Raw genomic sequence first — 12173 nt, 5'->3', positions numbered from 1 at the left:
TGGATTATCGAGATGGAACAGCCAGTAAGCGTTAATGAAAAGGTATCTTTTCGGGTGTTACTTGGCTTGAAAAGTTATCGCTATTTAATCTTCTCGCAATTTGTCTCGAATATGGGAGATGGAGTGTATCGATTAGCGCTTATTTGGCTAATGAAGGTTTTGACGGAAAGTCCTTTGTTAATGTCGATTTTATTGGCAGCGGAGACCATCCCATTGATCATATTCGGATTGTTCGCGGGAGTTTTTGTTGATCGAGGAAATAAAAAGAGGATCATGGTCGTTTCCCATTTATTAAGAGCTGCGCTCCTATTATGTATCGTTCTGTTGTTCTTGTTTAACATGCTGCATCCTGCTGTACTGATCATCATTGCCGTTTTGCTGACCACGGTCAGTGCCTTCTTCAGGCCAGCACTCACGGTAGCGATACGGACGCTGGTTCCCGAACAACATATGACGCAAGCCCAAAGTTTATCGCAGATGATTCAAACGATTGTCGGGTTGGCGGCTCCGGCATTGGCAGCGGGGTTGATCGCGTTTGGAATGGAATATGCTTTTATTTTGAATGTCGTCACCTATTTGTTAGGTGCACTGATTATTTTATGGATTAACGAGAGGGAACTGGTCATTTCTTCTGTCAATGAGTTTACAGCGAAGATGATCATGACGGATTTGAAGGATGGAATTCATGCGATTACAAAACATGATTTTTTGCGAAACTGCATGATTTATTTTACCATCCTCAATTTTTTGACCGCTCCAGAAGCGATCTTGCTGCCACTGGTCGTTACTAATGTTACCGAATTGGCCATGCTCGAGATCAGCTTTTTTATCGGGATTATGCTTGGGTCGCTATGTATTAATTATTTGAATCGATATGATGCGATTATTTACATTTGCTGCGGCATTAGTCTGTTCAGTATCGGAATCGGAATGTTTGCGTTTGGCATTCCACTTGTATGGCAAGTCATATGTGTATTCGTGAATGGCATAGGCTCGGCATTCGTCAATATCAAAATGAGTACGTTGATCACCTTGATGGTGCCTAAGGAAGTCTTGGGAAGAGCATCGAGCTTGATCAGTGTAATGGTTTTGTGCGCCATGCCAGTCTCCGTCTTCCTGGTAGGTCTGACTACTGGTCTTGTTTCCATCTTTACGATATTTGGAATGATTGGCGGAGCGGGACTTCTCGTTGTGGTTCTCATGTTGATGAATCCACACTTGAGAATGAAAAAAGAACATCACTACGATTATGCGGAACAGAAATCAGGGGGAATCTCTCTTTAGTGCAACTCCTAGTTGGATCGTTACTCAGTCGGAAGCGAGGTGTATTTTTTGCATGAGTGTAAAATTAACGGGCAGAATTGCTTCGACACCAAGCCGCCTCTTGCATGATGAAGTATTGGAACCACAGTTCAAATATGAAGTCGATCACTTGTTGCCTGGGTATATTCAGATTGAATTCGCCATGCTTTTGGAATATGTCAGAATGGGCTTGATTACACGACAGGACGCTTTGCCTATCGCACAGGCACTTCAGGGTGCTACACCAGAAACAATAGCTCCTGACCCTGGACGGAACATGTCTGATATCTCTTTTGCCCTCGAGCGATATATCGAAGGTTTGCTCCCGAGATCAGTACCGTGTTGGCATATGGATCGCAGCCGCAATGATGTTCAAGCGTGCGCCCAAGCAATGTTTGGTCGTGCGCAATGGCTGGAGACGATGGGGGAATTGGGACAGCTTATTCAATCAATGCATACACTGGCTGTTCGATATCGTTCGGTTCCCATGCCAGGATATACGCATTACCAATCCGCACAAATCATTACCCCTGGATTCTATCTTTCCTCTATTAACGGTGAATTTTTGCAAGCCATGAATCGATGGATACAAATCTATGACGATATGAATCAGTGCTCGCTTGGGGCAGGGGCCATGGCTGGGGTAGAACTGCCGTGGGACCGTCAACGGTTGTCCAAGCTGCTCGGGTTCAGACAGCCTCGAATGAGTGCGTTGTCGGCGGTCGCGTCTCGGGAATGGGTTTTGAGGTTGGCAGGAGAACTGTCCACCTTCTCAGTATTGGTCTCCCGGTTTACAACGGATTTGATCCAATGGGGCAGCAGCGAAATGAACTTCCTCCAATTGCCGGATGAGCTTTCCGGAATATCTTCTGCCATGCCACAGAAAAGAAACTTTCCGATCCTGGAGCGTATCCGGGGGAAGAGTGCGCATCTTACCGGATTTTATATGGATATGGTGCTAGGTCAGCGCAATACAGCTTTCACGAATTTGGTAGAGACGTCCAAAGAGGCAGGCACACATCTTCTGACGTTGTTTCAACAAACCAAAACGTTGCTGCGCCTATTAAAAGCGGTGATTGATCATTTGCAATTCAATGAGGATCGTTTGCTCCATATATGTAAACGGGACTTTTTTGGAGGATTTACTCTTGCGAATTTGTTGACGTTGGAGCATGAGATTCCGTATCGCACAGCCCAGGTAATCGCAGGCCGATACATCGTTAGCGCGTTGGAACACGGTGTATCGCCGGAGCCAGGAGATCCACGGCTACTCGATGAAGCTTGCGCGGAAGCTGGCTTTCAAGTATCGGATACGGCTGCGCTCCTCGCTGCTTCCTTCGATGTGCAGGGGGGCTTGTACGCGAAGAAATCAACGGGCTCCACGAACCCGGAAGAAGTACAGCAGATGCTGAAGGCACAGAGGGAGCATGGAGAGAAGCTGCAACGGGAGTGGCAAGATCGACAAGGGCAATTGCAGGCGATCGAAGAAAGGCGGGAGAGGGTAATGAAGAGGCTACTTTCTGGCAAGCGAGGAAAGGATGTGAGCGTAGATGCGGTATGAACAGCTGGCAGATACAATCGGGGATACCCCTCTGGTCAAGCTGAGGCTTGATGAAAGAGCAGTCGGTTCTGTATATGCAAAGCTCGAGTTAATGAACCCGTTCGGTATGAAGGATCGCGTAGCTAAGCAATCGGTCTTGGCAGCGATACAGTCAGGAGAGCTTCAGGCGGGCATGCCAATTATCGAAAGCTCGTCAGGAACGTTGGCGTGTGGCTTGGCCTTGGTTGGGCGCCAGTTTGGGCATGACGTACACATCGTGACTGATCCGAGAATTGACCCTATTACCTATGCCAAGTTGACTTCGCTTGGCTGCCATGTTCACGTAGTTTCGCAGATGGGGAAACAAGGATGGCAAAGCGCCAGACTGGAACGACTCCAAGAATTAATGAGGGAGTATCCAGGAGCGTTCTGGCCTCGACAATACGAGAATCCGGAAAATCCGCGTGCATATGCTGCGCTGGCATCCGAGTTGATGCAAGACCTCGAACGAATTGACGTGCTTGTTGGTGCAGTCGGCAGCGGAGGCTCCTTGTCCGGGACAGCCAGAGAACTGAAGCGTCATTGTAAGGATCTGCGCGTCGTGGCGGTTGATGCAGCGGGGAGTGTGATATTCGGACAGCCCGATCAGCCTACGCGACTACAAGGTGGCTTGGGAAACAGTTTGGTCGCCAAGAATGTAGACTTTTCCGTGATCGATGAAGTGCATTGGTTGAACGATGCGGAGGCATTTGCCGCTACGCTGCAGTTGGCCCGAAATGAGCATATTTTTGCTGGTAACAGCTCGGGTTCCGTGTACGCCGTAGCCAACTGGTTAGCGAACCAAGTCGGGAGTGAATGCAATATCGTGGCTATTATGCCGGATCGAGGGGATCGTTATATCGATACGATTTATAGCGACTCTTACCGAGAGAGCAAAGGTCTGATGCAAATGAACCTGCCAGATACGCCACAATGTGTGGAACCAAAGACAGTCGTAACTAGTTGGTCCTATTCTAAATTAATGGGGATGTATCCGAATGAACAAACACTTTCTGTTCGTTGAAGCGAATACGACGGGGACAGGTATGCTCGCTATTAAAAAGGCGCGCGAATTGGGGTTTACGCCCGTATTTTTCACAGAGAAGCCTGAACGTTATCATGGTTTAAATGAGTTGGAATGTCACGTAGTCGTGACAGATACGAATTCTCAAGCAGAGCTGACTGACAGTGTAGCACAAGTGATTAAGGAAGGCAGAGAGATAGCTGGAATCATGTCGACAAGCGACTATTACCTCGAATCGGTAGCCAAGCTGGCCCGAAAATTCGGTTGGACAGGCAATTCGCTGGAGGCGATTGAGGCCTGCCGCAATAAAGCGATATTTCGCGAGAAGCTTCAGGGGTATCAAGTGTCTCAGCCTGAATTTGTGGCAATAGACTCTATGGAGGCATTGATGGAAGCGCGCTCTTCCATTTCTCTGCCCTGCGTGGTGAAGCCAGCTGATGATAGCGGGTCGAATAACGTACGGCTGTGCTTTAGCTGGGATGAAGTGGAGCAAATGGCAACGGAAATTCTTGCGATCAAGTACAATGCGCGCGGCCAGGAAACAGCCCGAACAGTTCTTCTGGAGCAGTATGTCGAGGGTCCTGAATTTAGCGTGGAGACGTTCTCATGGCAAGGGCAATGCTTTGTCATCGGCATTACGCAGAAACGGTTAACGGGATATCCATTTTTCGTGGAAGCAGGGCATATTTTCCCTGCACCACTGTCGGCAGAAGAGAAGCAGAAGATCGAGCGAACAGTGGAAAGGGCGCTAGCGGCGGTGAACTACCAGTTCGGTGCTGCCCATACAGAAGTGAAGTGGACATCAGCAGGTTGTGTTGTCATCGAAGTCAACGCAAGGCTTGCCGGTGGAATGATTCCAGAGTTGGTTCGCCGTTCAACGGGGATTGATCTGCTTTTGCAACAGATTCGGTGTGCGGCTGGACTTGCGCCTGAATTGTCTCAAACAATCGAAGTGCAACGATATGCAGGCATTCATTTTCTCGTGTCTGAGAGTCAGGGAACCTTTAGCGGGATACATGGAATGGATACCGTTCGAAACCTACCGGGGATTGCTGAAGTAGCGATTCATGCGAAAATCGGGCAAAATGTCCAGCCTCCGCAAAATTTCTCACATCGTCTCGGCTATGTCATCGTGGAAGGCAAGCATTACAGCGAGACCGCCGAGCTGATCCAACAGGTAAATGACAACCTAAAGGTACAAGTAGGTCAGCAATTGGAGAGTGGGGTATGAAACCGTTGATAGAATTGAGAAGCGATACATTCACTTTGCCGACAAGTCAGATGATGGATGCAATTCAAGAGGCGGTACTCGGTGACGATGTGTATGGGGAGGATCCTACGGTTCGTCAATTGGAGCAAGAAGCGGCCCGGAAGCTGGGCAAAGAGGCAGCCATTCTCATGCCGAGTGGAACGATGGCCAATCTGGCATCCTTAATGGCGCATTGTCCTCGTGGCTCGAAAGTAATTGTAGGCAATGAGACCGACATTTACATCTACGAAGCGGGTGGCGCGGCTGTGTGCGGTGGCATTATGTACGAGCCGATTCCGACGCAACCAGATGGAAGGTTGGACATCGCTGATATGGAACGGGTCTTTCCGTTGGAGCCAGAAGATCCACAATTCGCATTGCCCTCCCTGATCTGCCTAGAAAACCCGCATAACCGGATGGGGGGACGTGTCCTACCGCTGTCTTATTTGGAAGAGGTTCGTGCATTTGCAAACGAAAAGGCTGTGCCCGTTCATATGGACGGTGCACGCTTGTTCAATGCGGCAGTTGCTCTTGACGTGGATGCGGCAGAGATTGCACGTTATGCGGATTCCGTGCAAATATGTCTGTCGAAAGGGTTGTCAGCACCGATTGGTTCCCTTGTCGTGGGAACTGAGGACTTTATTCAAAAAGTGTATCGTCTTCGCAAAATGCTGGGTGGTGGTATGCGCCAGGCTGGGATTATTGCAGCGCCAGGTCTGGTTGCCTTGCAGCAGATGACGGATCGATTGGCAGTCGATCACGCAAACGCCCTTCGTTTGGCACGTGGTCTGGCGGAGATTCCAGGAATCGTGACTCATGTGGAAGATGTAGAGACCAATATTGTGTTCTTCCGGATAGAACACCCAATCCATACGTGGCAGAGCTTCGTAGAAGCAGCGCAAGCACATGGTCTGCGCGTAGCTGAGCTCGGTCACGGCAGAATTCGCGCGGTGACTCATTCCGGTATTGAGACAGCGGATATCGACAAGGCGCTAAGCATTGTACGTGAACTGTTGCAGTTCCAAACTGTGTAGAGCAGACCTGTACGCTCCCTCTTCATTTGAAGGGGGATTTATTATGAAGGTTTATAAAAGAATATAAAATCATCTGATTTTTTTAAATATTTTAAAGGGAAAATATTTTCAAATAACAGAAAATTATTTAATATTAAAAAGACAGGCCTTGGTATGTATTACCCGTTATGGAAAAGGCTTGAAAAACATTTGAAAGAGGGGGATATGATTTGAAAAAAGGGAGAGGTTGGTTGAAGCCGTTGGCGTTGCTCTCGTTAACCGGCGCGCTGTTGGTCGGTTGCTCAAGCGGGAACAATGCTTCGCCAGGAACTGCAACACCAGCACCAGCAAAGAAACCGGTGGAGCAGGTAGCTCCTCAGGCGACCAGTACGGATGATGAGAAGCCAGTAGACGGTGGAACGTTCACGCATTCTACGACATCCGACATCGTCACCATCAATCCGATTTTCGGAAATGACACGGCATCCGGCGACGTTATGGAGTACACCCAGGCGTACTTGTACAATCGGAACCCGTCATTTGATTTAGCGGTTTACCCTTGGTCCCTTGCAGCTGAGCTGCCGAAAATAAGCGAAGATGGCCTCACCTATACAATCAAGATGAAGAATAATGCGAAATGGTCGGATGGAACGCCAATCACGGCAGACGACTTGATATTTACCATTAATGCCATCAAAACTCCTGAGACTGGATCACCAGAAATTACGAAATACGACAAAGTTAAAGAGATGAAAAAACTGGATGATTACACCGTAGAAATCAAATTGGCTCAATTGTACGCTCCGTTTGCTTTTGGATTAATGCAAAAGTTGGCACCAGCCCACGTGTTGAAAGACGTACCGTTTAAAGAATTACAAGCACATTCTTACGGAAAAGATCCAGCCAAGACGCCAACTTCAGGACCGTTCAAATGGTCAGAGTGGAAACAAAAGGAATTCCATGTGCTAGATGCTAACCCAGATTACTGGGGCGAAAAGAAGCCGCATATCAAAAAGGTTGTGTACAAAATCTATGCGGATCAAAACACACAAGTACAGGCTCTGATGAAAGGTGACGTTGACTTGGTAGATTCCATTCCTGTCACGCAGCTCGAAGCGGTGAAGGCGAAAGGAACGATCAATATCTCGACGGAGCCAGGTCCTAGCTATGAATACTTTGCCTTCAACTTCGACAAGAAGAACTTCCCGAACAACTACGGGTTGTTTGAAGGTCAAAAAACGCGTCAGGCCATTGCCCACGCAATCAATCGTCAAGGTATTATCGACAATATCTTGAAAGGAACCGGAAAAATTATGGATGCACCGTTCCTGCCAGGTACATGGGCAGACCCGGGCGATGCAGCAGTCCATTACGAATATAGTGCAGAGAAAGCAAAACAATTGCTGAAAGAAGACGGATGGGTAGCCGGGTCAGATGGAATCCTTGCCAAAGATGGCAATCGGTTCTCCTTTGAATTCATTTTCAACTCGGGGAACAGTCGTCGTGAACAGGCAGCAGTTGTTATTCAGCAAAACCTGAAAGAGATCGGAATTGAAGCGAAGCCAAAAGCATTAGACTTCTCGGCTCTTGTCGATCAGTATGCCAACCCTGGTAAATTCCAGGTTCTGTTACTCGGATGGCAATTGTCTGACCCGGATCCAGATGGAATTTCTACTTTCGGGAAAAAGGCATTCCCGCCTGGCAACAACGCTGGCTGGTACGACAATCCGAAGCTGGATGCACTTTGGGAAAAAGCTGTATCCACGGTTAAACAAGAGGAGCGCGCAGCGATCTATAAAGAAGTCGGAAAAGAAATCTCGACGAACCTGCCATACGTATTCATGTATCAGTACGGAACGCCACGAGGCATGACTTCTCGCGTCAAATATAAGGATGAGTTTAAACCAGTATCCATGATTCCATATGGGGAGACCTTTGGCTTCCTGAACTGGTGGATCGACGATACCAAAAAATAAGCTCGGCTGGTAGCGGTTAGCAAAATGAAAAGGGGGAAGGGCAGCCTTATGTCCCTTCCCCTTTCAAACGAAAGGAGGATGCTGATTGACTGAATATTTAGTACGCCGCGTACTACAAGCCGTGCTTGTTTTATTTTTGATCACAGTGGTTTCGTTCGGACTCATGCATGCAGCACCCGGAGGACCGCTAAAAGTCATGCTCTCACCGGGAATGTCTCCTGAAGCACAGCTCATCCAAATGAAGAATATGGGGTTGGATCAGCCAGTCTATATTCAATACATGAAATGGGTCGGTAATTTGCTGCAAGGAGATTTGGGCCATACCTTTAAAAATAACGTTCCTGTTGGTGATATTTTGTGGCCGACGGTTTGGAATACGTTTGTGCTCATGTCTGTAGCGTGGGGGCTTTCCATGCTGATCGCCATCCCGTGGGGGATCTACAACAGCACAAAACAATACGGTTTATCTGACCAGATCGCCTCCATCGTTGCCTATCTGGGATTCGCGATGCCGACCTTCTGGTTTGGGATTATGCTACAGCAGTATTTCGCGATGCAGCTGAATCTGCTCCCACTATCTGACATGTACACGATGGGGAAAGAGGGACAAGTAAGCGACCTCATTTTGCACTTGATTCTACCAGTTACGGTGTTAACACTGGTGAACATCGCAGCCTATGTCAAATATACACGCGCCAGTATGCTGGAGGTTTTGGAGCAGGACTATATTCGGACGGCACGTGCCAAAGGGATGAAGGAAAGACGCGTTATTTTCCGCCATGCTCTGCGGAACGCACTGATTCCTGTTGTGACGATCATCGGATTGGATTTGCCGACTCTGGTAGCAGGTGCAGCATTGACAGAGAGTGTATTTAACTGGCCAGGCATGGGGCGCCTGTTTGTGGAAATGGCTGTAGCGCGTGAGTATTCTGTGTTGATGTCGATCACGTTGCTGATTTCGCTTATGGTGATTATCGGAAATCTGTTGGCAGATTTAATCTACGCACTAGTTGATCCTCGCGTACAGCTTGGACGAAAAGGAGGCAAGGCAGCATGAGTCAAGTGCAGCTTCAAGACGACACTGTGGTCGAACCAAATAGACCAAGTGGACAATTACCGACGAATCCTGTTGGTCAAAAACCTCCTGGGCTCTTTGCAACAGCGGGCAAAAAGTTTATGCGAAATCCATATGCTGTTGGTGGGCTGATCGTACTGCTGTTTTTTGTTGGGATTGCTGTGTTTGCCGATTGGGTTGCACCGCATGATCCGGCAAAGGTTGATTTTATGATTACCAATCTGCCTCCTGGAACAGAAGGGCATGTGCTCGGAACAGACGAGCTCGGTCGTGATATCTTGTCCCGCCTCATTCATAGCAGCCGGGTGTCCATGCTGGTCGGCTTCAGCGTTGCTTTTGCTGCGGTTGTCATTGGGACGCTGATTGGAGCGATTTCTGGTTATTTCGGCGGCTGGATTGATACTTGCTTCATGCGTCTCGTGGACGTGATGAACTCCATTCCGAGTCTGTTCTTTAACATTCTGGTTCTGGCTCTCTTCGGAGCGGAATTTATCTACATGATTCTGATTTTGTCGCTGACGAGCTGGACAAGTGTGGCACGTCTAGTGCGCGGGCAGTTCTTGCAGCTACGGGAAATGCAGTATGTAGAAGCAGCGAGAGCAATTGGCGTTTCGCACTGGGGCATTATTACGCGTCATCTGGTACGCAATGCAATGGCTCCCATCATTGTGTACGCGACTCTCATGGTTGGTTCGGCCATTCTGTCAGAGTCAGGTCTCTCTTATTTAGGCTTGGGGATTCAACCGCCTGAAACAAGCTGGGGATTAATGCTCAGCAAGGCACAGGAATTCATGCTGGTCGATCCTTTGCAAGCACTTTATCCTGGACTTTGTATTTTGCTCGTGGTGCTAGCGGTTAACTTCGTTGGAGACGGCATCCGCGATGCATTCGACCCACGGAAGAAAAAGAAGAACCCGAAAAGGAGGCTGAACAAGTGGAACGCAACATCCTCGAAATAAAAAATTTGACCACTTGCTTCTTTACGGATGACGGCACGGTCAAGGCCACGGATCGAGTGAGCATCAACGTTGGCAAAGGACAGACGGTGTGCTTGGTAGGGGAATCCGGCAGTGGAAAGAGTGTGACGTCACTTGCGGTCATGCGACTGATAGATTATGCGGGCGGATTTATTCAGAGTGGGAATGTCATGTTTCACGGTCAGGATCTGGCGGCAAAGAACTTGGATGAAATGATGCACATTCGCGGGAACAAAATCGCGATGATTTTCCAAGACCCGATGTCGGCTCTCAATCCGGTGTTTACGGTAGGCGATCAAATTGCGGAGAGCTTGATGCTGCATCAAAATATGAACCAGTCGGATGCGTTCAAAAAAGCGATCGAGATGCTTCGTCTGGTTGGGATCCCAGCTCCGGAAGTACGAGTGAAACAGTACCCGCACGAAATGTCTGGTGGGATGTGCCAACGTGTTGTCATCGCGATGGCCTTGGCCTGCAAACCGGAAATGCTGATAGCAGACGAGCCAACTACTGCTCTTGATGTAACGGTTCAGGCGCAAATTTTGGATTTGCTCAGACGGCTGCAAAAGGAATTGGGCATGTCGATTTTGCTGATCACCCATGACATGGGGGTAGCAGCAGAGATGGCGGATCGTATCGCGGTGATGTATGCAGGAACGATTGTGGAGGAAGGAACGGTCGAACGGATATTTGACGAGCCCCGTCATCCTTACACGATTGGCTTGCTGCAGTCCATTCCCGGATTTGAAGGGGAGCGCGGCGGAGAATTGTACACCATCCAAGGCACCATCCCGAGCATTACCCAATTGCCGACGGGCTGCCGTTTTCACCCACGTTGTCCGCATGCGATTGACAAATGCCGGAAAGAGGAACCCATCTTGCGTGAGGTTGTTACGGGACAACAAGTGGCTTGCTGGCTGAATGAAGATGTCGGCAATCACTTCAGAATAAATCAGCGTGCCAATTCAGTCGCTGGAAGCAAAGCAGAGGTGAACCGCCAATGAACCGGGAATATTTGATCGAAGCAAAACAAATCAAAAAGTATTTTCCGATCAAGGCTGGCCTGTTGAGCCGTGTCATCGGTCATGTAAAAGCCGTAGATGATGTATCTTTCGGAATTCGGCCAGGGGAGACATTCGGTCTCGTAGGAGAATCCGGCTGCGGGAAGTCGACGCTAGGGCGTGTTGTGCTGAATTTGCAAGGGGCGACGAGCGGAGAAGTGCTGTTTGACGGAACCAATATTCATCAGGTGAACAGACAAGAGAATTTGAAGCTGAGACGGGATATGCAGATTATCTTTCAAGACCCGTTTGGTTCGTTGAATCCACGATTCTTGGTAAGTGATATTATTGGAGAGCCGTTACGGGTTCATCTGCGTGCATCTGCAAAGGAAATGGATGAACGGGTAGTCGAGCTGATGAGTCTGGTGGGGCTTGATCCTTCGAGGAGAAATCGGTATCCGCATGAGTTTTCTGGAGGACAGCGGCAACGGATCGGTATTGCACGGTCGATTGCCCTCTCGCCACGGTTTATTGTGGCGGATGAAGCTGTTTCTGCACTGGATGTGTCGGTACAGTCACAGGTTTTGAACCTGATGATGAAATTACAAAAAGAGATGGGGCTGACCTATCTATTTATCGCGCATGGTCTGAATGTGGTACGCCATATTTCTGATCGGGTAGGCGTGATGTACTTGGGGAAAATGGTGGAGATTGCACGAACGGATGACTTGTTTGCACAGCCAATGCATCCGTATACGGCGGCATTGTTGTCGGCGATTCCGAAGCCTACTCCGCATCGGCGACAAGAGCGGATCGTTCTGCAAGGGGATGTACCATCTCCGGCCAATCCGCCGTCAGGTTGTCGTTTTCATCCTCGTTGTCCAATGGCGCAGGAGAGATGCAGCAAGGAGATTCCCGAGCTGATTGAGGTAGGCCAGGATCGACAGGTCGCGTGTCATTTCCCTTTAGCATAGAGA

At 48.8% G+C, this 12173-nt stretch carries 10 protein-coding genes; all 10 read left to right on the top strand.

The genetic code is table 11. The annotated features are described in order from the left end of the window. The first annotated feature begins 12 nt into the window (after positions 1-12). The 10 genes from ACQ5DJ_RS00835 to ACQ5DJ_RS00790 all read left to right on the top strand — a co-directional run bounded on the left by ACQ5DJ_RS00835 (position 13) and on the right by ACQ5DJ_RS00790 (position 12170). A complete protein-coding gene (locus ACQ5DJ_RS00835; RefSeq protein WP_429840776.1) occupies positions 13-1284 on the top strand; it encodes an MFS transporter in 1272 nt (423 codons plus the stop codon). Between the two features lie 52 nt (positions 1285-1336). Next, positions 1337-2863 (top strand): argininosuccinate lyase, encoded by a 1527-nt coding sequence (locus ACQ5DJ_RS00830; protein WP_429840775.1) that lies wholly within the window; start codon positions 1337-1339, stop codon positions 2861-2863. Continuing rightward, positions 2853-3905 (top strand): PLP-dependent cysteine synthase family protein, encoded by a 1053-nt coding sequence (locus ACQ5DJ_RS00825; protein ID WP_429840774.1) that lies wholly within the window; start codon positions 2853-2855, stop codon positions 3903-3905. Before ACQ5DJ_RS00830 ends, ACQ5DJ_RS00825 begins: the two co-directional genes overlap by 11 nt. Next, a complete protein-coding gene (locus tag ACQ5DJ_RS00820) occupies positions 3880-5136 on the top strand; it encodes an ATP-grasp domain-containing protein (RefSeq protein WP_429840773.1) in 1257 nt (418 codons plus the stop codon). The genes ACQ5DJ_RS00825 and ACQ5DJ_RS00820 overlap by 26 nt, the downstream gene beginning before the upstream one ends. Next, entirely contained in the window at positions 5133-6188 is a 1056-nt protein-coding gene (ltaE, locus tag ACQ5DJ_RS00815) for a low-specificity L-threonine aldolase (protein ID WP_429840772.1), read from the top strand. The genes ACQ5DJ_RS00820 and ltaE overlap by 4 nt, the downstream gene beginning before the upstream one ends. 209 nt (positions 6189-6397) lie before the next feature. Next, positions 6398-8143: a peptide-binding protein gene (locus tag ACQ5DJ_RS00810; RefSeq protein WP_429840771.1), complete on the top strand. Its 1746-nt coding sequence runs from the start codon at positions 6398-6400 to the stop codon at positions 8141-8143. 85 nt (positions 8144-8228) lie between these two features. Continuing rightward, complete coding sequence (locus tag ACQ5DJ_RS00805; protein WP_144619054.1) at positions 8229-9200, top strand: ABC transporter permease; 972 nt, start codon at positions 8229-8231, stop codon at positions 9198-9200. Continuing rightward, complete coding sequence (locus tag ACQ5DJ_RS00800) at positions 9197-10177, top strand: ABC transporter permease (RefSeq protein ID WP_429840770.1); 981 nt, start codon at positions 9197-9199, stop codon at positions 10175-10177. The genes ACQ5DJ_RS00805 and ACQ5DJ_RS00800 overlap by 4 nt, the downstream gene beginning before the upstream one ends. Next, positions 10153-11199 (top strand): ABC transporter ATP-binding protein, encoded by a 1047-nt coding sequence (locus ACQ5DJ_RS00795; protein WP_429840769.1) that lies wholly within the window; start codon positions 10153-10155, stop codon positions 11197-11199. The genes ACQ5DJ_RS00800 and ACQ5DJ_RS00795 overlap by 25 nt, the downstream gene beginning before the upstream one ends. After that, positions 11196-12170: an ABC transporter ATP-binding protein gene (locus ACQ5DJ_RS00790; protein ID WP_429840768.1), complete on the top strand. Its 975-nt coding sequence runs from the start codon at positions 11196-11198 to the stop codon at positions 12168-12170. Before ACQ5DJ_RS00795 ends, ACQ5DJ_RS00790 begins: the two co-directional genes overlap by 4 nt. The last annotated feature ends 3 nt before the right edge of the window (positions 12171-12173 follow it).

Origin of the sequence: Brevibacillus sp. FIR094 (genome assembly GCF_050477165.1) — a bacterium.
GTDB lineage: Bacteria > Bacillota > Bacilli > Brevibacillales > Brevibacillaceae > Brevibacillus.
This window is presented reverse-complemented; position numbering and strand designations above follow the sequence as displayed.

Excerpts from the sequence above, each read along its gene's own strand:
- ACQ5DJ_RS00835 (WP_429840776.1), top strand. The coding sequence starts at position 13 with ATGGAACAGCCAGTAAGCGTTAATGAAAAGGTATCTTTTCGGGTGTTA.
- ACQ5DJ_RS00830 (WP_429840775.1), top strand. The coding sequence starts at position 1,337 with ATGAGTGTAAAATTAACGGGCAGAATTGCTTCGACACCAAGCCGCCTC.
- ACQ5DJ_RS00825 (WP_429840774.1), top strand. The coding sequence starts at position 2,853 with ATGCGGTATGAACAGCTGGCAGATACAATCGGGGATACCCCTCTGGTC.
- ACQ5DJ_RS00820 (WP_429840773.1), top strand. The coding sequence starts at position 3,880 with ATGAACAAACACTTTCTGTTCGTTGAAGCGAATACGACGGGGACAGGT.
- ltaE (WP_429840772.1), top strand. The coding sequence starts at position 5,133 with ATGAAACCGTTGATAGAATTGAGAAGCGATACATTCACTTTGCCGACA.
- ACQ5DJ_RS00800 (WP_429840770.1), top strand. The coding sequence starts at position 9,197 with ATGAGTCAAGTGCAGCTTCAAGACGACACTGTGGTCGAACCAAATAGA.
- ACQ5DJ_RS00790 (WP_429840768.1), top strand. The coding sequence starts at position 11,196 with ATGAACCGGGAATATTTGATCGAAGCAAAACAAATCAAAAAGTATTTT.